The 25006-nt window shown below is 51.6% G+C and carries 25 protein-coding genes; 2 read left to right on the forward strand and 23 right to left on the reverse strand.

Features of this window, described 5'->3' with window-relative positions; all coding sequences use genetic code 11:
• Positions 1–4: 4 nt before the first annotated feature.
• From B5D20_RS05045 to amaP, 18 genes are all read right to left on the reverse strand, one after another.
• The gene (locus B5D20_RS05045; protein ID WP_078665138.1) at positions 5–604 is read right to left on the reverse strand and encodes a flavodoxin family protein; all 600 of its coding nucleotides are present in this window, start codon (positions 602–604) and stop codon (positions 5–7) included.
• A 45-nt stretch (positions 605–649) separates the two neighbouring features.
• Positions 650–1207: an RNA 2',3'-cyclic phosphodiesterase gene (thpR, locus tag B5D20_RS05050; protein ID WP_159071834.1), complete on the reverse strand. Its 558-nt coding sequence runs from the start codon at positions 1205–1207 to the stop codon at positions 650–652.
• A gap of 74 nt (positions 1208–1281) precedes the next feature.
• On the reverse strand, positions 1282–2253 hold the full coding sequence (gene corA / locus B5D20_RS05055) for a magnesium/cobalt transporter CorA (protein ID WP_078665140.1): 972 nt from the start codon (positions 2251–2253) through the stop codon (positions 1282–1284).
• Between the two features lie 231 nt (positions 2254–2484).
• On the reverse strand, positions 2485–5139 hold the full coding sequence (gene ppdK, locus B5D20_RS05060; RefSeq protein WP_078665141.1) for a pyruvate, phosphate dikinase: 2655 nt from the start codon (positions 5137–5139) through the stop codon (positions 2485–2487).
• The gene (locus B5D20_RS05065) at positions 5132–5971 is read right to left on the reverse strand and encodes a pyruvate, water dikinase regulatory protein (protein WP_078665142.1); all 840 of its coding nucleotides are present in this window, start codon (positions 5969–5971) and stop codon (positions 5132–5134) included. Before B5D20_RS05065 ends, ppdK begins: the two co-directional genes overlap by 8 nt.
• A complete protein-coding gene (gene ccpN / locus B5D20_RS05070) occupies positions 5946–6611 on the reverse strand; it encodes a transcriptional regulator CcpN (RefSeq protein ID WP_078665165.1) in 666 nt (221 codons plus the stop codon). Before ccpN ends, B5D20_RS05065 begins: the two co-directional genes overlap by 26 nt.
• Before the next feature lie 110 nt (positions 6612–6721).
• The gene (locus B5D20_RS05075) at positions 6722–7531 is read right to left on the reverse strand and encodes a TlyA family RNA methyltransferase (protein ID WP_078665143.1); all 810 of its coding nucleotides are present in this window, start codon (positions 7529–7531) and stop codon (positions 6722–6724) included.
• A 14-nt stretch (positions 7532–7545) separates the two neighbouring features.
• Positions 7546–9456 carry a 1-deoxy-D-xylulose-5-phosphate synthase gene (gene dxs / locus B5D20_RS05080; protein WP_078665144.1) on the reverse strand — a complete coding sequence of 637 codons (1911 nt, stop codon included), beginning with the start codon at positions 9454–9456 and terminating at the stop codon, positions 7546–7548.
• The gene (locus B5D20_RS05085) at positions 9437–10060 is read right to left on the reverse strand and encodes a hypothetical protein (RefSeq protein ID WP_078665145.1); all 624 of its coding nucleotides are present in this window, start codon (positions 10058–10060) and stop codon (positions 9437–9439) included. The genes dxs and B5D20_RS05085 overlap by 20 nt, the downstream gene beginning before the upstream one ends.
• 809 nt (positions 10061–10869) lie before the next feature.
• On the reverse strand, positions 10870–11769 hold the full coding sequence (locus B5D20_RS05090; protein WP_078665146.1) for a polyprenyl synthetase family protein: 900 nt from the start codon (positions 11767–11769) through the stop codon (positions 10870–10872).
• A gap of 9 nt (positions 11770–11778) precedes the next feature.
• Positions 11779–12006 (reverse strand): exodeoxyribonuclease VII small subunit, encoded by a 228-nt coding sequence (gene xseB / locus B5D20_RS05095; protein ID WP_078665147.1) that lies wholly within the window; start codon positions 12004–12006, stop codon positions 11779–11781.
• Positions 11999–13216 carry an exodeoxyribonuclease VII large subunit gene (gene xseA, locus B5D20_RS05100; protein WP_078665148.1) on the reverse strand — a complete coding sequence of 406 codons (1218 nt, stop codon included), beginning with the start codon at positions 13214–13216 and terminating at the stop codon, positions 11999–12001. The genes xseB and xseA overlap by 8 nt, the downstream gene beginning before the upstream one ends.
• A 44-nt stretch (positions 13217–13260) precedes the next feature.
• Entirely contained in the window at positions 13261–14673 is a 1413-nt protein-coding gene (gltA, locus tag B5D20_RS05105; protein WP_078665149.1) for an NADPH-dependent glutamate synthase, read from the reverse strand.
• Positions 14664–15506: a sulfide/dihydroorotate dehydrogenase-like FAD/NAD-binding protein gene (locus B5D20_RS05110; RefSeq protein ID WP_078665150.1), complete on the reverse strand. Its 843-nt coding sequence runs from the start codon at positions 15504–15506 to the stop codon at positions 14664–14666. The genes gltA and B5D20_RS05110 overlap by 10 nt, the downstream gene beginning before the upstream one ends.
• A gap of 43 nt (positions 15507–15549) precedes the next feature.
• Positions 15550–16560 carry a Kae1-like domain-containing protein gene (locus B5D20_RS05115; RefSeq protein WP_078665151.1) on the reverse strand — a complete coding sequence of 337 codons (1011 nt, stop codon included), beginning with the start codon at positions 16558–16560 and terminating at the stop codon, positions 15550–15552.
• Positions 16535–16963: a transcription antitermination factor NusB gene (gene nusB / locus B5D20_RS05120; RefSeq protein WP_078665152.1), complete on the reverse strand. Its 429-nt coding sequence runs from the start codon at positions 16961–16963 to the stop codon at positions 16535–16537. The genes B5D20_RS05115 and nusB overlap by 26 nt, the downstream gene beginning before the upstream one ends.
• On the reverse strand, positions 16953–17165 hold the full coding sequence (locus B5D20_RS05125; RefSeq protein WP_242952043.1) for a DUF2273 domain-containing protein: 213 nt from the start codon (positions 17163–17165) through the stop codon (positions 16953–16955). Before B5D20_RS05125 ends, nusB begins: the two co-directional genes overlap by 11 nt.
• A 20-nt stretch (positions 17166–17185) precedes the next feature.
• On the reverse strand, positions 17186–17731 hold the full coding sequence (gene amaP, locus B5D20_RS05130; protein ID WP_078665154.1) for an alkaline shock response membrane anchor protein AmaP: 546 nt from the start codon (positions 17729–17731) through the stop codon (positions 17186–17188).
• A gap of 201 nt (positions 17732–17932) precedes the next feature.
• Between amaP and B5D20_RS05135 the strand changes: the two genes are divergently transcribed.
• The gene (locus tag B5D20_RS05135; protein ID WP_078665155.1) at positions 17933–18559 is read left to right on the forward strand and encodes a DUF47 domain-containing protein; all 627 of its coding nucleotides are present in this window, start codon (positions 17933–17935) and stop codon (positions 18557–18559) included.
• A complete protein-coding gene (locus B5D20_RS05140) occupies positions 18552–19544 on the forward strand; it encodes an inorganic phosphate transporter (protein ID WP_078665156.1) in 993 nt (330 codons plus the stop codon). The genes B5D20_RS05135 and B5D20_RS05140 overlap by 8 nt, the downstream gene beginning before the upstream one ends.
• A gap of 99 nt (positions 19545–19643) precedes the next feature.
• Here the strand turns inward: B5D20_RS05140 and B5D20_RS05145 are convergent, their stop codons facing one another.
• The 5 genes from B5D20_RS05145 to B5D20_RS05165 form a co-directional block, all read right to left on the reverse strand.
• Positions 19644–20048, reverse strand: a complete 405-nt coding sequence (locus tag B5D20_RS05145) for an Asp23/Gls24 family envelope stress response protein (RefSeq protein WP_078665157.1) — start codon at positions 20046–20048, stop codon at positions 19644–19646.
• 40 nt (positions 20049–20088) lie between these two features.
• Complete coding sequence (accC, locus tag B5D20_RS05150) at positions 20089–21441, reverse strand: acetyl-CoA carboxylase biotin carboxylase subunit (RefSeq protein ID WP_078665158.1); 1353 nt, start codon at positions 21439–21441, stop codon at positions 20089–20091.
• Between the two features lie 20 nt (positions 21442–21461).
• Positions 21462–23405, reverse strand: coding sequence for an acetyl-CoA carboxylase biotin carboxyl carrier protein (gene accB / locus B5D20_RS05155; protein WP_078665159.1), 1944 nt, complete (start codon positions 23403–23405; stop codon positions 21462–21464).
• A gap of 132 nt (positions 23406–23537) precedes the next feature.
• On the reverse strand, positions 23538–24110 hold the full coding sequence (locus B5D20_RS05160) for a SpoIIIAH-like family protein (RefSeq protein ID WP_159071833.1): 573 nt from the start codon (positions 24108–24110) through the stop codon (positions 23538–23540).
• 24 nt (positions 24111–24134) lie between these two features.
• A complete protein-coding gene (locus tag B5D20_RS05165; RefSeq protein WP_078665161.1) occupies positions 24135–24860 on the reverse strand; it encodes a hypothetical protein in 726 nt (241 codons plus the stop codon).
• Positions 24861–25006: the final 146 nt, after the last annotated feature.

Raw genomic sequence — 25006 nt, forward strand, 5'->3', positions numbered from 1 at the left:
AAAGTTAGCGACGACGAATAGCTGCCGTGGCCAGAGCAACCTGGGCCACCCGTTTCCCCAGCATTTCTGCCCGGCGGACCGCATCCTGATCCTGGTCAGCGGGTTTTTGCGCCCCTACCCCCTGGTGACCGCAATCGAGTTCGGCATAACCGTCACCGACAATGATCATCCCATGGACCAGCATCATATCATGCATGGCAGCTACTGCCGTCTCCTGGCCCCCAAACCGGGATGCTCCACAGGCCATAGCCGCTCCTACCACATTCAGTAAATGTTTGTCCCGCCGCAAATATCGGGTTTTATCCCAGAATGCTTTCAATTGTCCACTGACAGTACCAAAATAGACAGGGCTGGCCATAATAACCCCATCGGCCTTTTTCAGCAGTTCATAGGTTTCGCCCAGTTTATTGTTATGGGCACAGACCCCGGCACAGGGATTGGTACAGACCGTACAAAAGGGTACCTTTACATCTGCCAGAATTTCTGCGGCCTGGATAATTTCCGTCTGCGCTCCTAAGGTTGCTGCCCCCTTTAAGGCCTGTTCCAGCAAAAAACCGCTATTGCCATCCTGGCGGGGACTGCCATTGATACCTATTATCAGCATCTATTTCTTCACCTCTTACTCTTAATTTCCTAATAATATATTCGCTCAGCCCTTTTTTTCTTCCTGCCCCGACAAAGAAAATTCACAAAGGTTTCGATAAATTGGCCCCTGAGCGGTTAAGGTACTGGCAATCAGGGCAAATCCGGTTACCGGCCAGGGTGGCAATAGGATATTTTGCTGCGGCGGCCAGTAAACCCTGGCCCCTTCTTTTACCCGGGCCAGGGTAATATGGGGTCGCCAGCCCCTGGCTTCCGGTGCCATTCCCCAGCGGCTCAAGGCTTCATCCACCTCTGTCTTTAACTGAAATAGCCGCTGACTATCCCTCTCCGTCCTGCCTCTTACCCCCCACCAGAGCACCCGGGGAGCCAACCGATCGGGGAAAGCCCCTGGCCCGGAAGACTGCAGAGTAAAAGGCGATAGTGAAATCGAAGCCAGATGTTTTTGCAGGCTGGGAAGGCTTTTTTCATCTACTTCTCCCAGAAAGCGCAGGGTCAGATGCAAGTTCTCCTTTTCTACCCATTTGACCCCGGGACAGGGCACCTCCAGGCCTGCTAAGCGCTCCCGCCACTGCCCAGGCAACCATAAACCAAGAAACAGACGCACGTCAATTCCTCCTTCGCATAGGAAAAAGGCTGTTAAAAACCAGCGGTAGCGGTCTTTAACAGCCCTCATCCCCATCAGACCCAGTCCTTATTCCGGAAGTACCAGAGCATGATCACGGTTAACCCCAGCATCCCCAGCAATATAATATACAGGGTATAGGGGCTGTGGGCCCCCGGCAAGGGTACATTCATCCCGAACAAACCGGTGATAAAAGTCAACGGCATCATAATGGTAGAGATAATGGTGAGATAGCGCATTACCTCGTTGGTGCGGTTGGAAACAATGGAATAATAGGTGTCCATAGCGCCATTGACCAGATCCCGGTAGGTATCGGTAGTGTCAATAATGCGTTCAATATTGTCCACCAGGTCCATATAATAAGGTTTATTCTCTTCCTGAATTTGAAAGGAATAACGCCCATTGACATTGGCAAAAATCCGCCGCTGAGGCATGATTACTTTTCGCAATAACAGGATGGTCCGCTTTAAGGCCAGGAACTCATCGGTTACTTCCTGAATGGGATTGACATATAGCTCATCTTCCAGTTCGTCAATCCGGACGCCAATCCGCTCCAGAATGGGGAAATATTCATCGATAATACCGTCCACCAGGTTATATAGCAAATAATCTGGCCCCCGCTGCATCAAGCGGCTGGTGTACCAGCACTGTTTCACTACCCGGGCCACACTGGACAGGGCATCCTTGTGAATGGTTACCAGGTAATTACTGCCCAGGAAAACATCCAGTTCCACAGTGGTAATCTCTTCATCGCTTTCCTCATCATAACGCAGGGAGTGGAAAACGAAGAAATAGTAATCATCATAGCGGTCAACCTTGGCCCGGGGACTTTCCTGCAAAACATCCTCTAAAGCCATTGGGTGAAACTGGAAGGCATTGGCCAGTAATTCCAGGTCCTTGGCGGTACAATCATAAATATCAATCCAGAGTAAATTGCGGGGGTCCTTGAGGTACTCATCCTTGCGGGATAGGTCGGCATCAAAGTAGATTTTGTTGGTGGCATGATCATAGAAATAAATGCAGAGCATGGCTACCCCCCTTTTCAGGCAGGGCCAACCACCTTTCCGGAGCGGGAAAAGGCAGTTGCCCACCGTTTATTCATTTGTTGCCAGTAACCCTCTCGACTGGGGCCTCCGTCCATTTTCCCCTCACCTCCGGTCTCTGCGGATTTCCTAACATTTAAACTATACTCCTGTATTATATGATTGTCAACAAAAAAGAGCTCTGCCACAAGGCAGAGCTCTAGATTTTTTTATTTATTATTTATCCCGCGTTACATCCCCTAGAGCTGCCTGGGCCGCAGCCAACCTGGCGATAGGAACCCGGTAAGGTGAACAGGAGACATAATCCAGACCGGCTTCCTGGCAGAAGAAGATGGATTTGGGCTCACCGCCGTGCTCACCACAGATACCCACCTTCAGTGCAGGGTTAGCCTGCCGTCCCAGCTGGGTAGCCATTTTCATCAATTTGCCAACTCCCCTGGTGTCCAGAACTATGAAGGGATTTTCAGCAAAGATCTTTTGATCCAGGTAGTCTTGCATGAACTTGCCTTCAGCATCATCACGGCTAAAGCCCAGGGTAGTCTGGGTCAGGTCATTGGTACCGAAGGAGAAGTAATCGGCATGGGGAGCGATTTCATCAGCGGTGACACAGGCCCGCGGCAGCTCGATCATGGTACCGACACTGATCGGCACCTCTACGCCATACTCAGCCATCACCTCTTTGGCAACCTGAACGCTCAGCTCCCGCAGTTTGCGCAATTCTTCCGCTTCAATTACCAGCGGAATCATCACTTCCGGTCGAGCGTCAACCCCCTCTTTGATCAGCTGGGCGGTTGCCTGATAGATAGCCCGTACTTGCATAGCATAGATTTCCGGCCAGGTGATGGCCAGGCGGCAACCGCGATGACCCAGCATGGGGTTAAACTCATGCAAGGCCCGGACTTTCTTGAGCAACTGTTCTTTAGCCTTAATTACCGCCGGGTCTCCACCGGTCAATTTCAGCGTAGTTATTTCCACTACCAGTTCTTCCTGATTGGGGAGGAACTCATGCAAAGGCGGATCCAGCAGACGGATATAGACTGGATAGCCAGCCATAGCTTTCAGGATGCCATAGAAGTCTTCCCTCTGCATGGGCAGCAGTTTGGCCAGGGCAGCTTCCCGCTCTTCCTTGTTCTCGGCCAGAATCATTTCCTGCACGATTGGCAACCGATCCTGGGCCATAAACATATGCTCAGTGCGGCAAAGGCCAATCCCTTCTGCCCCAAACTGGCGGGCCTTGGCAGCATCTTCCGGAGTATCCGCATTGGCCCGCACTTTCATGGTCCGGATTTCATCAGCCCAGCTCAGCAGCAGCTCAAATTCCGCGGAAATTTCCGGATCGATCATGGGTACCTGACCAGCGATAACCTGACCGGTAGCACCATCAATGGAAATGATATCTCCCTTGCGGAATACCCGCTCTCCAACCTGGAATTGCTCATTTTCATAATCGATCTTAATGGCCTCACAGCCACAAACACAGGGTTTGCCCATGCCGCGGGCCACCACAGCCGCATGACTGGTCATACCACCGCGGGAAGTCAAAATCCCTTGAGCCTGGATTATACCATGGATGTCATCAGGAGTGGTTTCCATTCTGACCAGGATAACCTTTTCCCCATTCAGTCCCAGCTTCTCAGCTTCATCAGCATCAAATACCACCTGGCCGGATGCAGCGCCCGGAGATGCCGGCAAGCCTTTGGCCACAACATCCAGTTTGGCATTGGGGTCAATACGGCGATGCAGCAACTGGTTCAGGGATGCGGGTTCAATCCGCTGGATAGCAGTTTTCCTGTCAATCAGCCCTTCATTGACCATATCAACAGCAATTTTCAGAGCTGCTGCTGCAGTCCGCTTACCAGTCCGGGTTTGCAGAATATAGAGTTTGCCCCGTTCAATGGTGAACTCGATATCCTGCATATCTTTATAATGGTTTTCCAGGATTTTGCATACTGCCACAAATTGCTGATAAACTTCCGGCATTTCTGCCTGCAAGGTAGAAATGGGTTGAGGTGTTCTGATTCCGGCTACCACATCCTCACCCTGGGCATTAATCAGATACTCACCATAGAGAACAGGTTCCCCGGTGCTGGGGTTACGGGTAAAAGCAACCCCGGTACCGCAGTCATTGCCCATATTACCAAAGACCATGGTCTGAACATTCACTGCTGTACCCAGATGGTCAGGAATGCCATTTATCTTGCGGTAAACAATGGCCCGCTGGTTATTCCAGGAGCGGAATACTGCCTTAACAGCCAGCAGCAACTGTTCCATGGGATCCTGGGGGAAATCCACCCCGGCTTCCCGCCGGGTAATGGCCTTGTACTCCTTTACCACTTCCCGCAAGGTAGCGACATCCAGTTCGTGGTCATAGTGGACGCCCAGCCGCTCTTTGTGTTTTTCCAGAACGGTTTCAAACTGGTAATGAGGTACTTCCAGCACCACATCACTGAACATTTGAATGAACCGGCGATAGCAGTCCAGGGCAAACCGTTCGTTACTGGTGGCCCGGGCCAGCCCTTCCACCGTCCGGTCATTCAGACCCAGGTTAAGGATAGTATCCATCATCCCGGGCATGGAAAACTTGGCACCGGAGCGCACGGATACCAGCAAGGGGTTGTTTTCATCCCCAAACTTCTTACCGATTTGCTTTTCCACCTGGGCCAGAGCTTCCTTGATCTGGTCAACCAGGCCGGCGGGGAACTGCTGGCCATTGGCATAGTACTCATTACAGGCCTCAGTGGTAATGGTCAAACCAGGAGGTACCGGTAGACCAATATTGGTCATTTCCGCCAGGTTGGCTCCTTTCCCTCCCAACAAGTCCCGCATGTCCGCTTTTCCTTCCTGGAAAAGGTATACCCACTTCTTAGACATACTTGTTTCTCTCCCCCTTGTAGAAAATTTCCAAAACGCGGCTGGCTGTTTCCTCCACCGCCTTATTGGTCACATCAATAATCGGACAGCCGATTTTTTTCATAATACTCTCAGCATAGTCCAGTTCCAGTAAAATCCGCTCCATGGAAGCATATTCGGCACTGGATGTCAGGCCCAGGGTTTTAAGGCGCTCCTGCCGGATGATATTGAGCTGTTCCGGCTTGATGGTCAAACCGATCACCTTGCGCGGTGGCAATTTGAACAGCTCTTCCGGGGGAGGCACTTCCGGTACCAGTGGCACATTGGCCGCCTTGATGCGCTTATGAGCCAGATACATACAGAGCGGAGTTTTGGAAGTACGACTAACCCCGATTATAACAATATCGGCGTGAGTAATACCCCTGGGATCCTTGCCATCATCATACTTGACAGCGAATTCGATAGCCTCCACCTTGCGGAAGTATTCTTCATCTATGCGGTGAACCAGACCGGGTTTGAGCTTAGGCTCTGTTGCCATCACCAGACTGAGGGCATCCATCATCGGCCCCATAATATCCACCTGGGGCAGATCTCTGGCTTCCTCCTGTAAAATCCGGCGTAATTCCGGCAATACCAGGGTATAGGCCAAAGCCGCTCCATCAGCCCGGGCCTGATCGATGACCTCCCGCAAATATTCAGCATCATGCACATAGGGAACCCGCTTGATGATCAGACTTTCCCCTTCTGAGTTAAACTGGCTCAGGGCTGCCTTCACTACAAACTCAGCGGTTTCCCCGATGGAGTCTGAAAGTACATAAACTACCGGCTTAGAGTTTTCCCGGGATATGGAAATCCCCTCCTCCTTGCACCAGCTCTACAAATAGCCTGGTGATATTGGTTTTGGTTAGTCTACCTACTACTTGCCAGCTTTCAGTCCCATCTTCTTCATTCATGGGTTTGACTACTGGCAATGCATCCACCTCATGAGCGATCAGCTTCTGGGCAGCCTTGAAAACACTTTCCTCCGGTGTAGTGGTAATGATATTGGGCATCCTGGTCATAACAATCCCAATCGGCAGTTTATGCAAATCACTGCCACCGATAGCTACCTTGAGCAAATCCTTGCGGGAAACAACTCCTTCCAGCCGTCCCTCACTGGTAACCACAAACAGGGTGCCCACGTCTTCCGTAAACATGGTGACTACCGCATCATAAGCCGTGGCGGTATCCACCACTACCTTGGGCAGGGAATGAACATCCCCTACCTTGATGGACATCAGCTTTTCAGTAAAAGGATTTGGCACTGAACGTCCGGAATAGAAATAGCCTACCCGGGGTCTGGCTTCCAAAAGACCCGCCATAGTCAATATGGCCAGATCAGGCCTTAAGGTGGCCCTGGTCAAATTCAGCCGTTCGGCTATCTGCTCCCCTGTAATTGGCCCTTCTTCCTTAACAATCCGGATGATCTCAGCCTGGCGTTTGGTCAGTTCTATAGTCCTCACCGCCTTCGCTAATAAGGAAATGTGTCATACTATTTCCTGTTGCTCTGATAAATATTATATACTATATTTCTTTTTGTTTTCCTGCTATTTGTTAAAAAAAATTATTGAGCTCCGGCAAATGCCTCCTGTATCACCTGTTCTATCCGGTGACTTACTTCTGCTTCACTCCATCCAGTTTCTATTTTGCCCAGCCAGAGGAGATATTCAATATTTCCTTCCGGACCCTTAATAGGCGAATAGTCCAGCCCCAGGATACTAAACCCCTGCTCCCGGGCCATGGCCGTTACCTTCTCCAGCACTTCCTTATGTACACCGGGGTCCCGTACTACCCCTTTTTTACCCACTTTCTCCCGGCCTGCCTCAAACTGGGGCTTGACCAGGGCGATTACCTGGGCATCAGCGCTGCTGAGCTCCCAGGCCCTGGGCAATACCAGCCCCAGGGAGATAAAACTGGTATCAATCACCACCCTTTCCGGCACCAGGGGTAGTTCCTCTTTGGTCAAGTAGCGGATATTGGTGCGCTCCAGATTCAGCACCCGCGGGTTCTGACGCAGTTTCCAGGCCAGCTGCCCATAGCCGACATCGACGGCAATCACCTGGCGAGCTCCATAGTGCAGGCAGACATCGGTAAATCCACCGGTACTGGCCCCGATATCCAGCACCACCCGGTCTTTTACAGAAAAGGCAAAGACCCGCAGGGCCTTTTCCAGTTTCAGTCCCCCCCGGCTGACCCAGGGAAAGTCCTCCCCTTTAATTTTGATTTCCACTTCCTCAGCCACCATTTCCCCGGCTTTATCCACTTTTCTGCCTTGCACAAAAACGAGACCGGCCATAATGGCCGCCTTAGCCCTTTCCCTGCTGGAAAAAAAGCCCTTCTCAACCAGAAGGGCATCCAATCGCTTTTTGCTCATTATTCTGTTCACCTCTATTTCCCTGCAACCAGAATGGTTTTTTGCTGGCGCTTTGCCAGCATTTCCAGACAACTGGCCTTGATGCCGTCCTGATTCAGGCAATAGATAGCTTTCAGCTCTTCCACCCGGCCGTGTTCAATGAATTGGTCGGGCAAACCCAGCATGGTCACTTCCTGTCGTTGATAACCATTTTGATGGAGGAACTCCAGAATGGCTGAACCAAAACCGCCGGCCAGGACATGGTTTTCCACCGTTAACCAGGGCGTATTGGTAGCTACCAATCGATGCAGCAGATCCTCATCCAGGGGTTTTACAAACCGCATATTAACAACCCCGATATCCAGCCCCTCTCCTGCCAGCTCTTCTGCCGCTGCCAGCGCATCATAAACCAGAGAGCCCAGAGCCAGAATCCAGCCCTGACTGCCTTCCCGCAGCACTTCCGCCTTACCCAGGGGCAGCTGGCGTAGCTGCTGTTCCAGCGGCACTCCGATGCCGTTCCCCCGGGGATAGCGCAGGGCAATAGGGCCATCATGCTGGATAGCAGTATAAAGCATATGGCGTAATTCATTTTCATCTTTAGGTTCCATCAAAACCAGATTGGGGATGGAACGCAGATAGGCAATATCAAAAACACCGTGATGGGTGGGACCATCTTCCCCCACCAGGCCAGCCCTGTCCATGGCCAGCACCACCGGCAGCTTTTGTAAACAGACATCATGTAGCACCTGGTCATAGGCTCTTTGCAAAAAAGTACTATAAATAGCCACCACCGGCTTTAATCCCTGGGTAGCCATTCCGGCCGCCAGGGTAACGGCATGTTGTTCTGCAATCCCTACATCAAAAAAACGATGGGGAATTTCCCTGGCAAAATGGTACAGTCCAGTCCCGGTAGGCATCGCTGCCGTAATAGCCACAATCCGGGCATCCTGCTGTCCCAGTGCCACCAGCTCCCGGCCAAAGGCTTCGGTGTAAGAGATGGGCCCCGTGCCGCCAGCACTCTGTCCGGTAGCTATATCAAAAGGACCGGTGCCATGAAACTTGTCAGGATTCTCCTCTGCCGGCAAATAGCCTTTGCCTTTTTTGGTAATCACATGCACCAGCACCGGCCCTGTCAAAGCTTTGGCATCATGCAGCACCTTTTTCAGTGCCGCTAGATCATGACCGGGGATGGGACCAAGATAGGTAAAGCCCAGCTCCTCGAAGAGCATACCAGGCACTACCAGGTGTTTGACACTATCCTTGAGACGGTTAGCCAGTTGCAACATCTTGGGACCGATATTGGGGATACGCTTTAATATGTATTCAATTTCCTCTTTTCCCTTATAATACTTGGGGTCAGTGCGCATGCGGGTCAGGTAGGAAGAAAGGGCCCCTACATTTTCAGCAATGGACATTTCATTATCATTCAAGATCACAATCAAATCGGTTTTGGTGTGTCCGGCATGGTTTAACGCCTCAAAAGCCATACCTCCGGTAAGAGCCCCATCACCGATTACAGCCACCACTTTAAAATCCTCTTTTTTCATATCCCGGGCCAGGGCAATGCCCAGAGCAGCGGAAATAGAAGTGGAACTGTGCCCGGTAGCGAAAATGTCATGGGGGCTTTCCTCCCGCTTGGGAAAGCCGGAAATTCCCCCCAGCTGACGCAAAGTAGCAAACCGATCCCGCCGGCCCGTTAGCAGTTTATGAACATAAGCCTGGTGGCCCACATCCCAGATAATTTTATCTGCAGGGGAATTGAACACACGGTGCAAGGCGATGGTCAGCTCCACAACCCCCAGATTGGGCGCCAGATGTCCTCCCGTTCTGGAGGTAACTTCAATCAGTTCCCGGCGAATTTCTTCCGCCAGCTGTTTTAGCTGGTTCAAGGTTAATCCCTGCAAATCTTCCGGTCCATTGATCTGACTAAGAATTGAAGTGGTCATTCCTCTTTCTCCCGCCCTTGCTATTTTTCTTGTCCGGCCACAGCGTCCAGCCTGTTTGCCTTTCAATCCAGGCCAGGCACCGGCCGACCAGGAAGATGATTTCTTCTGCATGGTCAATGGCCAGCTTTTTCCCACCAGCCTTGCCTCCGACGGTAACAGCAGCAATTAAACCGGTCATGATGGTGCCCAACCAGGCTTTATTCCAGTCCGGATGGCTGCTGACTAATAAAAAAACGATAGTTGCTCCCAGTCCACCACTGACTGTACCGCAAATATCACCAATCACATCATTACAAAAAGAGGCCACTTTATCAGCATGATTGAGGAGAGAAATCGCCTGTTTTGCGCCTGGAATTTTTCGCGCTGCTTTGGCATGAAACGGAGCTACTGCAGCAGCCGTGGCTGCCACTCCGATCATATCAAAAATAATGCCTACAGCGATGATAATTAACAGAAAGGGCAAAGCCGCCAGTGCCGAGGGAAATCGGTTTACAACCGCTTCCGTCCCACTGCTGATAGCCATAGCTGTAAAGAAAGTCAATAAACCTACAACTAAAACCTGGCGCCGCACCTGTGCCCTCAATTTATGATTATTATTACCCAATCCGGTCACCTCTTAAATGATAAAAAAAAATATATGTAACAGGCTACTACTGGCAGGTGGTAGTCTGCTGAGTAAACGTTGTGGCTTCAGGTCCAGTAGGTTTTCCCAGACGATGCTCCTCTGCGTCGCCGCATGAGGCGGTTTCCCCTTTCCCATCGTTTTGCCGCGTCACCGCCGGCAAGACTGGATTACCACTTAGTCCACACTTTAATCCCCAGCAAACTCCATCTCTGGTGGGCAGCCTAGGAAATTTCTTCGGCGACCGCCGGCGTCTTCTAGCCTCTTTTGCAGATGCAGTTTCAGGCGACAGGTCCCTTAACCTCGGCGCCATCGGTTAAAAGGCCTGATAGCTCGCCATCCTCTACACCCGCTCAAGGCAGGCTACACTGCACCCACCATCCTGCCGTAACAGGATAATGAATTGCAGGTTCAACCCCAAGCCATAGCTTCCTACTCGCCATAGGTCACCACGCACTTGGGCCTCCGCGGAAGCGGGGTCAACGCCCACATGCCCTTGTGGATCGCCCCATCTTCCTTAACTCCCAGCACCAACCCCCGACGGGGCGTCGAAAGCCGACACCAGGAACTTCATCGATGTGCCCTTTGACGGATTTTTAGGCCCGCCTTCAAAAACGCTGCGGCCGACTAGGATACTGCACCACCTGCCACCGTAGCGGCCAGGCTGATGAATCATTGCTCAATAAATATTATATGCTATTTTGCTGTTCTTAGCAATTCGCCCTGTCAGCTGCTACAGTCTATCATAATCCATCTAAGCATGCAACAGCTAATTAATGCCAGACCAGTAGCTATTGCTCTCGTTTTAATAAAAATAAAGCTGTTTCCTTCAAAAATTCAGCCTTTGCGCCGAAAATCCCTAAAGCCGTAATGGCAGCGGTTACAGCCTTTTCCGCCATGATCCGGGCCTGTTCCAGTCCATATAGTGAAGGATAGGTGGCCTTGCAGTTTTTCAGGTCTGAATTTTTATCCTTGCCCATTTTGGCCGGGTCTCCGGTAATGTCCAGGATATCATCGGTGATTTGAAAAGCCAGGCCCAGTTGTTCAGCATAGTGGGATAAAGCTGCTAGTTGTTCAGGGGTAGCACCACCTATCAGGCCTCCCACCCTGACAGCTGCCCGGAAAAGGGCCCCCGTTTTGCGGCGATGGATTTTTTCCAGCTGTTCCCCATTAACTTGTTGCCCCTGGGCCTCCATATCCGCCATTTGCCCACCAATCATGCCCTGAGTACCTGCAGCCTCGGCAATTTCCCTGATTACCCGTAATGCGATTTCCGGACTTACACCAGCCCCCGGTAAATGCGCGGCTAGCAATTCAAAGGCCAGGGTCAACAGGGCATCTCCTGCCAGAATGGCTGTTGCTTCACCAAAGACCTTATGATTGGTAGGTTTACCCCGGCGGTAATCATCATTATCCATAGCCGGCAAATCATCATGAATCAGGGAATAGGTGTGGATCATTTCCAGTGCTGCTGCTGCCGGCAGAGCAGCCTGAACTTCTCCCCCTACTGCTTCCACAGCCCCCAAAACCAGGGCTGGGCGTAAACGTTTGCCCCCGGCAAAAAGACTATAGAGCATAGCCTCATGTAGGCGCCCTGGCTCCAGTTCTGGTCCGGGTAACACCTCTTCGAGCCAGTCCTCTACCAGTCTGTTTTTTGCCAGTAATTGCTCCTGCCACTTTTGCAAATCCATCTCCACCCTCTATTCCAGTGTCGCTTCCTGTAACTCAATTTTAGCATTAGACTGAGCCTGTAACAATAACAGTTTCCCTTCAGCAGCCTGCAGCTTTTCCTGGCAAAGACGGACCAGTTTTACCCCTTCTTCAAAGGCACGCAAGGCATCTTCCAGGGGCAACTGCCCTCGTTCCAGCTGGCTGACAATGCGTTCGAGCTTTTGCATTGCCTCTTCATAGCTCAGTTGATTATCCATTCATTTTCCTCCTAACCGCCTGAACTTGACAATCTACTTCCCCATCCTTCATATGCAGGGTCAGTCCTTGTCCAGTCTGAACCTGTTCTACTGAAGTCACTACTTCCTGTTCCCTTCGGCAGAAGGCGTAACCTCGCTCCAGCACCTTTAAAGGACTTAAAGCATTTAGAGCTGCTACTGTCTTCTCCAGGCGATGCTGTTTTTGCAGATATACATTTTCGGCAGCAGTCTGCAATTTTCCTGCTATCCTTTCAACCTCCTGCCATTTCCGCTCAAAATAGAGCTGAGGTTGCTGCAATATAGGCCGGGAAGCCAGTTGTTCCAGCTGCTGTCGTTCCCAGCGAAAACGATTGCTGATAGCAGCCCTTAAGCGCTGGGCCATTTCTGCCGTACGGCCCAGCAGTTCCTGTAAGACTGGAACCGCCAGTTCCGCCGCATTGGAAGGGGTGGAAGCGCGGACATCAGCCACCAGATCAGCCAGGGTAACATCACTTTCATGCCCGATAGCAGCAATCACCGGCAGGGGACAGGCAGCAATGGCCCGTACTACTATTTCCGAATTGAAGGCAGCCAGATCTTCAGTGGCTCCTCCGCCTCGACCTACAATCACCAGGTCTGCCCCCGTGTGAGCTGCTGCCAGTTCTAATCCAGCTTTGATGGAGGCAGGCGCCTCTTCACCCTGTACCTGCACATCCACAATCACGATCTCAATAATGGGAAAACGCTGGCGCAGTATTTTTACCATATCCCGTACTGCTGCTCCCTGCCGGGAAGTAACCAGGGCTATCCGACGAGGTAAAGGCGGCAAAGGCCTTTTGCGGGCAGTGCTGAACAGCCCCTCTGCCTCCAGTTTACGCTTCAGCTGTTCCAGCTGCAACTGGCTGCTGCCAATGCCATAGGGCTGGATATCTTCGGCGTAGAGCTGATAGATCCCATTCGGCAGAAAAACATTGATACTGCCCAGGACCAGCACCTCCATACCGGCCCGGGGTTGAAAACGTAGATTGGCTGCCTGTTGCCGGAACATAACGCATTTAAGCTGGCTTTCCTGGTCTTTCAGGGTAAAATAGCAGTGACCGGAAAGGCGATGGCGGGTAAATTCCGCTATCTCCCCTTTAATCCAGACTCTTTTAAGCAGATAATTGGTCTCCAGGCTCTGTTTGATCAGGCTGTTCAGTTCTGTCACTGTCCAGAAAGTTTTTCCCGTCATCTTTTGCCCTCCGCAGATAAAATAGAAGGCAGCCGCTGGCTGCCTTACTTGTTCATAAGATATTCGTGAATGGCAGTAGCCGCTACCCGGCCTGCACCCATAGCCTTAATAACAGTAGCTGCACCGGTCACCACATCACCACCGGCATAGACTCCTGGCTTAGAAGTAGCTCCTGTTTCTTCACTGGCCATAATATTGCCTTTCCGGTTGGTTTCCAAACCTTTGGTAGTGCGCGGTACCAAAGGATTGGGACCCTGACCGATCGCCACTACTACTGTATCCACTTCCATGATGAAATTGGAGCCTTCGATAGGCACAGGGCTGCGGCGCCCGGACGCATCGGGTTCACCCAGCTCATAACGCAGGCATTCCATGGCTGTCACCCAGCCCTGCTCATTGCCCAGCAGGCGAATGGGATTGGTCAACAGCTGGAACTTGATGCCTTCTTCTTCCGCATGATGGATTTCTTCCAAACGAGCCGGCATTTCTTCCCGGGAACGGCGATAGACAATATATACTTCCTCTGCCCCCAGCCGCTTGGCAGTTCTGGCAGCATCCATGGCTACGTTCCCGGCACCCAGAATGGCCGCCCGCTTACCAACCTTAATAGGAGTGGCATACTCGGGGAAGAGATAGCCCTTCATCAGGTTGGTTCTGGTCAGGAATTCATTGGCTGAATAGACGCCGTTCAGGTTTTCCCCGGGAATACCCAGGAAGTAGGGCAAACCTGCACCGGTGCCGATGAACACCGCATCAAAGCCTTCCTGCTCCATCAGCTCATCCACAGTGATGCTCTTGCCGACCACGGCATTAACGATGATTTCTACCCCCATTTTGCGCAGATTATCAATTTCCTGCTGCACAATCCGCTTGGGCAAACGGAACTCAGGGATACCATACATCAACACCCCACCGGGGACATGCAGAGCTTCAAATATAGTTACCTTATGGCCCAGCTTGGCCAGGTCAGCTGCTGCTGTCAGGCCCGCCGGCCCGGAACCGATAATAGCCACTTTCTTACCAGTGGGAGGAGCAACCTCTGGTACTTCCACCCCATGGGCCATTTCCCAGTCAGCGGCAAAACGCTCCAGCCGGCCAATCCCTACCGGCTCGCCTTTCTTGGCCATTACACAGTTCTTTTCACACTGGTTTTCCTGAGGACATACCCGGCCACAAACAGCAGGCAACAGGTTTTTCGTCTTAATGGTCCGAATGGCCCCGGCAAAATCCTTTTCCTTGATTTTAGCGATAAACTGAGGAATAGGCACTTGTACAGGACAGCCCTTGACACAGGGTTCATTTTTACAGCTGAGACAGCGATTAGCTTCCTGAACCGCCAGTTCTTCCGTATAACCCAGTGCTACTTCATCGAAGTTTCTGGCCCGTACTGCCGGGTCCTGTTCCGGGATCGGAGTTTTCTTCAGGACCAGCTCCTTTTTGCCTTTTTCTAGTGACATCCGCAACCACCCCCGCAACTGCCAGCTGCCCTGGCCCGTGCTTCTTCATCCTTGAAAATCTGGGCCCGCCGCATTTGTTCAGCAAAATCCACCAGATGGCCGTCAAATTCCGGACCATCCACACAGGTGAATTTAGTTTCTCCGCCTACGGTGACCCGGCAGGCACCGCACATGCCTGTGCCATCCACCATGATGGAGTTCAAGCTGACAATAGTCTTGATACCATAGGGTCTGGTTACTTCTGCCACTGCCCGCATCATGGGCAAGGGACCGATAGCATATACCAGATCGATTTTTTCGCCCTGGTCGATCATTTCCTGCAAGACCTGGGTTACAAATCCATGGCGGCCATAAGAACCGTCATCAGTGGTAACATGCAGGGTCTGAGAAACTGCCCGCATCTCCTCTTCCCAGAACAAAAGATCCTTGCAACGGGCTCCGATAATGGAAGTCACCCGGTTGCCAGCCTTGTACAATTCCCGGGTAATGGGAAACATGGGGGCGATACCCACGCCACCGCCGATACAGACCACATGACCAAAATTGTCGATTTCCGACTCATGGCCTAAAGGTCCAACAAAATCCAGAACAGCATCTCCCTCATTGAGACAGCCCAATTTCTGGGTAGTATAGCCAACCTCGGCAAAAATAATGGTAATAGTGCCTTTTTCTTTATTAAAGTCGGCAATGGTCAAGGGAATCCGTTCCCCTTTTTCGTCTACCCGCAGGATAATGAACTGTCCCGCCTTGGCATTGCGAGCAACCAGTGGCGCTTCAATTTCCATCAGCTTGATATTTTCCGACAGCGCCTGTTTGCGTAAAATCCGGTACACTCCTTCTTCCCCTCCCTCATAAAATATAATTGTCTTCAATTTTTTATTTATTCTCGCCAATTGGACTAATTCCTGCCGTCAGCGGTAATTTTTTTAACAAATTATAACGGGCCAGTAGAGCCGGACCCAGGGCATTGTCCCCGCTGTATCTCGCCTCTGCAAAAAATAGCCTTATACCCAGGGCAGGATGTTCCAGCCGCTTTCTTAATTTCTGCCTTAAAAACTGGTTGGCCGCTACACCGCCCACCAGCAGCACATCCTTAAGACCAGTCTGCTCCCGCCCATACAGAATCAGCTTTTCCAGGCCTTTAGCCAGACAGCTTTCCACCGCTCTGGCTACCGCTGCCGCCGGTTCCCCAGCTGCGATGGCCTTGTAGGCCTGGGTCTCAGCCCCGCTTAAATGCAACCAGCCCTGCTGGCAGGGGATGGATAAAGGTTTAATAGGGCCAGACCAGGTGCGAGCCAGCTGCTCTAAGGCCGGGCCCGCGGGAAAGGTAAGCCCAAGGGCCACACCTATCCGGTCCACCAGCTGCCCGGCATGGAGGTCTTTGCTACCCCCCAGCTGCTTAATCCGATAAAAACTTCCTTGCTCCTCAACCCGGCGCACTTCCAGCAGGTCAGTAGTGCCTCCTGACAGGTGAATAGCCAAAAAAGCAGAAGCTTCGGGCCCACCGGCAGATGCCAGCCCTGCGGCTAGATGGCCTTCCTGATGGGAAACCTCCACTACCGCCGCTCCACAAAAAGCAGCCAGAGCCCGGGCCAGGGTTTCTCCTGCCTTAAAAACCGGCATATAGCTGTCCTCCCGGGGCCGGGGCCTAACGCTTACCCCAATGGCTGCCACCCGGGCGGGGTCCGCCTGGCCCAGCACTTCTCCGGCCAGTTCCTGCAGCTGCCCTAAATGCAAAAACAGGGCCTCACTTTGTCTCAGGCCCCGTTCTCCTTGCTTTACGGGCAAGAGCTTTCTCCTTTCCGCCAGCAGCTTTCCCTCTGCATCTACCAGTGCCAGTGAAGTACAATAATTGCTGGTATCAATGCCGAGAAAGAGATCTCTCATCCTTTTTCAGCTCCTTGAGCATCCGGCCCAGAATACCGTTAATAAAGCGGCTGGAATCTTTATCCCCATATCGTTTGGCCAGTTCCACCGCTTCATTGACAGCCACTGCCGGGGGTATGTCCTCCCGGTGCAGGAGTTCAAAAGCCCCCAGCCGCAAAATGTTGCGGTCCACGACACCCATGCGCCGTACAGGCCAACCTTCACTTCGTTGTTCGATTTCCTCATCCAGCTGGGACCTGCAGGATAACACTCCTGTGACCAGTTCGCGGGCAAAAGTGACTGCTTCCTGGGGCAAGGCAAACTCTTCTGTCAGGTGTACCAGAGTATCCTGCCAATCGCTTTCACTTAAATCCAGCTGATAAAGGGTTTGTAATGCTGCTTCTCGGCCCTGTCTACGTATCACTGTTTTGCCTCCTTATCAAGCGCTCGGTCCAGAATCTGCCTTCACCGCGTTCCCAGCGGCTACCCAAATAAAAACCGCCAGCAACACAGGCCAACAGAAAAACAGCTTTAAACAGCCCATAATGGATAGTAAGCCAGCCAAAAACCAATCCTATAAGTGCACCGGCTGTTTTACCCGGATGTTCTACTATTAATGTTTCCATGATTTCTCTCCACATTCCTCTCACCTGACCTTTCCGCTGCTGGTAGTGGTTTCAGGCTGCAGGGAGGTGACCAGTATCCGAATCTGATTGACTTCCAGCCCCACCACTTGCGCCAGCCGCTGCTTGATCTCCTCCTGCAGGGAGGTCAGCAGTTCAGGCAGATTTAACTCACCGCTGACGGTTAGGCGAATCAGAATCTGCAACCCGGCCGGAGTCATGGCCAGCTGAGCCCGGCATTCCCGCACTCCGGGCAACTGGAAGGCAGTCCTGGAAACCAGTCCGGTAATGGCTTCCACACTGATATGTACTTGACCCAGTGGATTGTCTTTAATCAAAATATGGGGGATAACCCGGCGTTCAAAAACGGAAATGAGAAAGCGTACACTCAATAAAAACAGAATAACAGCCAGAACAAACATAGCATAGCGAAAATTGCTAGAACCCATGCTTTCTTCCAGTAAAAAAGCAGGCAAATTCCAGCCCAGGCTGTAAAGAGCCAGTATTACCATTCCTAAACCAACGATAAAAGAATACACTGCCAGGAGAAAACGGTCAAGAGCGCGCATGTTTTTATCTCCTTTCTATCTATATGTACAATTGTAATTTATTCGCTTTTATTACCTTATTTCCTGCCGGGAACCAGGGATTTTTACCTTTGTTAATTTAATGTTAATCTTCTGTAAATTGTCTTGTCGAAAGAGTACGATAAGGATAAAATCAGAGTGGCGATTTAAAGTTAATACATAGTAGCAGGAGGTATTCAGTTCATGCTTAATTTAAAGCCCAGTAAACCCATTTATTTTGAACTGTTCTCCAAAAACGGCCAGGCTATTTCCCAGGCCGCCCGGATCCTGAAGGAAACAGTCAATGACATGAGCAAACTGGAAACCAATATGGCTACCCTGAAAAGAATTGAAAGCGAAGGAGACGAAATTACCCGTCAATTGCTGGATGAATTAAACTCCGCGTTAATCACCCCTTTTGATCGAGAAGATGTTTTCCGACTGGCCCAGTTCCTGGATGATATCCTGGATTACATCTATGGCACTGCCGACCGTATGATCCTTTACCGGGCCACTGAGCCCACTCAGTGCGTGAAAGAACTGGCAGAGGTATTAGCTGATGTCTGCGCCCGGGTAGAAAAAGCTGTCTGCCTGCTCAATAAAGTATCCGCCAATCAAGAGGAAATCGTCAAGCTCTGCCGGGAAATCAACAGCCTGGAAAGCCGTGGAGATGCAATTTTCCGTGCCGGTATCCAGAGTCTTTTCGATACCGCTAAAGATCCTATGGATTTTATCCGCTGGAAAGAAATTTATGAGCACATGGAACATCTGCTGGACCTCTGTGAAGATGTAGGCGATGTGCTTAAAGGAGTAGTGCTGAAGTATGCTTAGTATAACAGCACTGCTGATAATCGTGATTGTACTAGCACTCGCTTTTGATTTCATCAATGGTTTTCATGATACTGCCAATGCTATCGCTACTTCTGTCTCAACCCGGGCCTTAAAGCCTCAAACTGCTGTAATGCTTGCTGCCGTTCTCAATTTCGCCGGGGCTATGGCTGGTACAGCGGTAGCCAAAACCATCGGTAAAGGGATCGTTGAGACTTCCCTGGTCAACATGCATACTCTAACCGCTGCCATGCTTGGGGCTATTTTCTGGAACCTGCTCACCTGGTATTACGGTTTTCCCAGCAGTTCCTCCCATGCCCTCATCGGCGGCCTGGTAGGTGCTGCCATCGCCTCGGGCGGCTGGCAAGCAGTTATTATTAAAGGCTTTACAGAAAAAGTTCTGTTACCACTGGTATTATCCCCCATTATCGGTTATTTAATCGGCTTTACCTTGATGACCGTTTTTTACTGGATATTCGGCTGGTTCGCTCCTGGCAAAGTCAATAATGTCTTTCGGCGTTTGCAGATTTTGTCCGCTATGTCCGCAGCATTTTCCCATGGTTCCAATGATGCGCAAAAAACGATGGGTATTATCGCCCTCGCCCTCTTTAGTGCCCAGGTCATTCCCGAATTCACCGTACCTATCTGGGTTAAAGCAGCCTGCGCCCTGGCCATGGGGCTGGGCACAGCTGCCGGTGGCTGGCGCATTATCAAAACCATGGGCAGCAAAATCTTCAAGATGGAACCCATTCATGGCTTTGCCGCTGATGTCACTTCCTCTACAGTTATTTACGGTGCCTCCTTACTGGGGGTTCCGGTCAGTACCACCCATGTGGTCTCCTCCTCCATTCTGGGGGTAGGTTCGGCCAAACGCTTTTCTGCTGTGAACTGGCAGGTAGCCATCAATATCATTACCGCCTGGTTTTTAACCATTCCTGCCTCCGGTTTGGTAGCTTATCTGACTTACTGGTTAATCAAAGGAGTATAGGATTTATGGCACTTTGATTGCGAACAGCGCAATTTAAAGTGCCTTATTTTTTAAATTATTTTAATTAAAAACCCGTGACCAAACGGCCACGGGTTAAAGCTAGCGCACTCTAGGAGGCTGGGGTTCTTCATTCCGGGTTTCAGCCTGCGGGAAAACAACACCTTGAACATGGACGTTTACTTCCACTACCGTCATTCCGGTCATGCTTTCCACTGCATTCTTGACAGCAGCCTGTACCTGGCCGGCTACATCGGGAATACGCACCCCGTACTCTACCACCAGGAAAATATCAATGGCCACTTCACGCTCCCCTACTTCCGCCTTGACGCCTTTACTGGGGTTTTTCTTGAAGATCTCGGCAATTCCCCCCATCAGACTGCCGCTCATTCCAGCAACCCCGGGTACATCACTGGCTGCCAGGCCGGCGATGATGCTGATCACTTCCGGAACAATCCGAACTGCCCCCAGGTCTCCCTGATGCTCCACTATAGTACTGGTATCCATGGGCGCCACCTCCTGTACTTATTAGCTTTATTATACAAAATCAGCTTTCATCATTCAACAGGCGGCGCTGGATAAAGTTAGTATAAACTTCTCCCCTCTGGAAGAAGGCATTTTCCAGAATGCGCAAATGGAAGGGAATGGTGGTATGAATACCTTCAATAACAAACTCCTGTAAAGCCCGTTGCATGCGGGCGATGGCTTCCTGCCGGTCCCGCCCCCAGACGATCAGCTTGCCCACCATGGAGTCATAATAGGGGGGTATGACATAGCCCTGATAAACAGCACTATCCAGCCGAACCCAGGGCCCCGCCGGGGGATGGTAGAAGGTGATCTGTCCTGGACTGGGCAGAAAATTGCGGGCTGGGTCCTCGGCATTGATCCGGCATTCAATGGCATGGCCATGGATGCGGATATCCTCTTGAGTATAACCCAGCTCCTCTCCGGCAGCAATCCGAATTTGTTCTTTGATCAGATCGATTCCGGTAATCAGTTCGGTTACCGGATGCTCTACCTGAATCCGGGTATTCATTTCCATAAAATAAAAATCGCCGTGTTTATCCAGCAAAAACTCAATGGTACCTGCATTGTAGTAACCCACAGCCCGGGCTGCCCGGATGGCCGCTTCTCCCATGCGTTGCCGCAATTCCGGGGTCAAGGCCGGGGAAGGTGCTTCCTCCAGCAATTTCTGGTTACGGCGCTGGATAGAGCAATCCCTTTCTCCCAGGTGAACTATGTTACCGTACTTGTCGCCCAGAATCTGAAATTCGATATGACGGGGTTCTTCCACATATTTTTCGATGTAAACCGCTTCATTGCCAAAGGCAGCCTTGGCCTCAGCCTGGGCGGTCTGCAGCTGTTTCAGCAATTCCCGCTCACTCTGAGCCACCCGCATACCCCGGCCGCCGCCACCGGCTGCAGCCTTGATCATCACTGGATAGCCGATTTCCCCGGCCACTCGCAGTGCTTCTTCCTCAGAAAGGACAACTCCTTCTGTCCCGGGCACCACTGGTACCCCTGCCTTAATCATAGTTTCCCGGGCTACCGCCTTGTCCCCCATTTTCCGGATGGCATCCACCGGGGGACCAATAAAGGTAATGCCGCAGCTCTGACAGATTTCAGCGAAATCTGCGTTTTCCGAAAGAAAACCAAAACCGGGATGGATGGCCTCTGCCCCTGAAACCTCCGCCGCTGCAATGATGTTGGTAATATTGAGATAACTCTTGGCCGAAGGAGCAGGGCCGATACAATAGGCTTCATCAGCAATTCTGGCATGCAAACTGTCCCGGTCTGCCTCGGAATAGACTGCTACAGTAGCAATCCCCAGTTCCCGGCAGGCCCGGATAATGCGCAACGCAATTTCTCCCCGGTTGGCGATCAGGATTTTTTTAAACATCTGTCCACCTCCAGGGCCCATTACATTTTTTCAATCAGGAACAGCGGCTGACCATATTCCACCGGTTGTCCGTTCTCTACCAGTACCGCCACTACCTTGCCGCTGACTTCGGCCTCAATCTCATTCATCAGCTTCATGGCTTCGATAATACAAACTGTCTGACCTTCAGTTACCATGCTGCCCACTTCCACAAAGGGTGGTGCATCCGGAGCCGGAGACCGGTAGAAAGTACCTACCATTGGGGATACGATTTCTACTGTATTGGCCTTGCAGACCTCAGGAGCAGGTGACACTGCCGGAGCCGGGGCTGCTGCAGGCTGTTCCGCCGCTACAGCCGGAGCCGGGGCCGGAGCTGCCTCTGTTACCACCTGGGTAATCACCGGGGTAGGAGCCATCATTACCGGAGCTGTTCCTCCCTTGCGAATGGCTACTTTAACTCCATCGCTTTCCAGGTGGACTTCGGTAATATCGGTATCCTGTATAACCTTAATCAATTCCTTGATTTCCTTCAGGTTCAGCATATTCTCCTCCTCAGCTGCTGTCCCGCCTGTAACCTCTTGCTGTACAGGGGGCTGATTTTCTTTTTTGGGCGGCCGGCCAACGGCTTCTGCTGCCGCTTCCGCCTGTTTTTGCCGTCTGAACTCAAAAAACTTGCGAGCGACCTGGGGAAAGAGAGCATAAGACAGCACGTCTTCAGGACTGGTCGCCAGATCTTTGATTTCTTCCGCACACCTGGCCAGTCTGGGCTCTAGCAGGTCAGCCGGACGGCAAGCAATTGGTTCCTCATTCCCCAGAATCCGGCGTGCTATTTCCTCTTTGATAGGAGCCGGCGGTCTGCCATAATAGCCGCGGACATAGGCTTTGACTTCACCGGGTACCAGCTTATAGCGTTCCCCGGCCAGCACATTTAATACCGCCTGGGTACCTACAATCTGACTGGTGGGAGTTACCAGCGGCGGATAGCCCAGATCCTCCCGCACCCGTGGTATTTCGGCCAAAACCTCCTGGATCCGGTGCAGGGCCCGTTGTTCTTCCAGCTGGGAAACCAGGTTGGAAATCATGCCTCCCGGTACCTGATGTTCAAAGACCTTCATATCAGTAATCCTGGTCACGCCCCGCTCGTACCCGTTTTTACGCCGCAATTCTTCAAAATAATGGGCAATCTCGAACAGCAGGTGGATGTCCAGTCCGGTGTCAAACTCCGTCCCTTCAAAAGCCCGGACCACTGTTTCTACCGGGGGCTGAGAAGCGCCAAAAGCCAGGGGCACAGCAGCTGTATCTACGATATCGACACCGGCATCAGCAGCCTTAAGATATGCCCCTACCGCCATACCCCCGATGTAATGGCTGTGCAACTCTACTGTCACCTTCAGTTCCTCTTTCAGAGCTTTTACCAGCTCATATGCCCGGTAGGGCGCCAGCAGACCAGCCATATCCTTGATGCAGATGGAATCAGTGCCCAGGCCAATCAGCTGCCGGGCCGTTTCCAGATAATGTTCCAGGGTATGCACCGGGCTGATGGTATAAACCACAGCGGCCTGAACATGAGCTCCTGCTTTTTTCGCCGCTTCAATGGGTTTGGCCAGGTTGCGCACATCATTTAAGGCATCGAAAATGCGGATGATATCGATTCCGTTCTCCACCGCTTTTTTTACGAACTCTTCAACGATATCATCAGGATAATGCTGATATCCCACCAGGGATTGGCCCCTTAACAACATCTGCAAGGGGGTGCGGTGAACATGCCGTTTGATGGTGCGCAGGCGTTCCCAGGGGTCTTCATTCAGGTAACGGAGACAAACATCAAAGGTTGCTCCCCCCCAGACCTCTAAAGCATTATATCCTACTTTATCCAATTTGTCCAGAATGGGCACCATTTCCTCCGTTCGCATCCTGGTAGCCCACAGGCTCTGGTGTCCATCCCTTAAAGTAGTATCAGTAATGCGCACACGCTTTTTCACCATGACTTTCCCCCTTACTTCTTCATAAGCAAAGACCCAGGCCTAAAGTGCCTGGGCAATTTTCACCTTTCTGTCTGTTATTATACTGTGCAAAAGTTCAGTTGGGAACTAATCCACAACAAGTATACAATATATCTACTTTTTAGGAATTATAATTATATCCGCAGGATTTCTGCCACTGACTTTGGCTACCAGATCCGTCAAACGGGCCAGTCCATCCCCATCCAGAGCCTGTTCCTTCACTACCACCGTAGCCCCTTTTTCCTGTAGAAAAACTACTACATCTTGAAAATTTTTGGCTTTGAGCAAATTCTCCACTTCCACCTCTTTGGCGGCACTGGCGGTCAGGTTAAGTAACTGTTCCTGTGCCTTGCGCTTGATTTCGGCTGCCCCATCCCCCGCTACAATCTCCTTCAGTGTCTCAATTTGCTGACTCCTGATCCGATCCCGTTCCAGACGGTAGTCCTCAAAAAAACCATTGCTTTCCCGGGTCTCCGGCTGCAGTACCGGAGTAGCCGGCAATTTAGGCTGTTCCTCTTTTCCGGTAGGCAGTGGTGCCGGCTTCTCGCTTAACTGATGAGCAGTACTTTTAGCCTGCCTGAGGCTATTAACAAAATCGATAAAATCATCATTAACCGAAAGTCCTGCCAGTAAAATCAAACCGCCAACAATCGCCACCATTCCCCAGTCTTTAAACTTTCTCTCCATCTGTAAAACCTCCTCCATGATTTTTTACTGCGCAGCAATCACCGTTACCCGATGCACAGGAATATGGAACAGAGTTGCCACAGTGTTAGCCAGCTGGGCCTTAATAACCGGATCGCGGGCCCCGGTAGCAGCCACCACTACCCCCTCAATGGGCGGACGCACCGCCTGCACCATCACCGGTACCTCCTGTGAGCCATTACGGGTTAGAACCAGCTGGTTCTGTTCCGTTACTTCCGTTATGGTCCGGTTGCCACCCCGCTCATCCTTTTCCTGGGTTGTGCGCCGGGTGATATTGGAGTTCACCGCAAAGTTACGGTTTTCCGTGGCCTTTAACACTACCCGCACCTTGATTTCTCCAGCTCCAGCTACCTGGCGCAGAATATCTGTTGCCTTGGTTTCCAGTTCCCGTTCCGCACTGGCGATGTCACTATCCCGCTGGGACGTAGCCGGTGCGGAAACCGGCACTTCCTGGTTTTGTCCGCCCCCAGGTAATAAACCATAAACCAGCAAACCTAAACCAATTAAACCCCAGAGGCCATATTTTTTTAAGTAAGCCAGAGCTTTTTCGCTTACCGGTGTTTCATTGAACATATTCCTACCTGGTTCAAAAAACTTGACTGTTTTTATCTCCAGCCAAGTTGGCCCCCAGACCAGGATTTCGCCTCCTTTCCGAATACTTGATTTGCCCCCGCGGGGCAGGGCGACAGGGGACCTCGGCCCGGGAGTTCCACCCGGACGGGAGTACTGCACCGGTTTATGCTGACCTCCCGGTGGGAGTATAACTCCGCCTCCCGCGTCCTGTTAGGACGCCTACCGGTTTGTCCGACACCGGCTAAACGGGGTCACCGTACGGACAGGGCCAATAACTTCAGGTCAGGCCAGACGGAGTTATACGC

This window comes from Carboxydocella sporoproducens DSM 16521, assembly GCF_900167165.1.
Classification (GTDB): domain Bacteria; phylum Bacillota.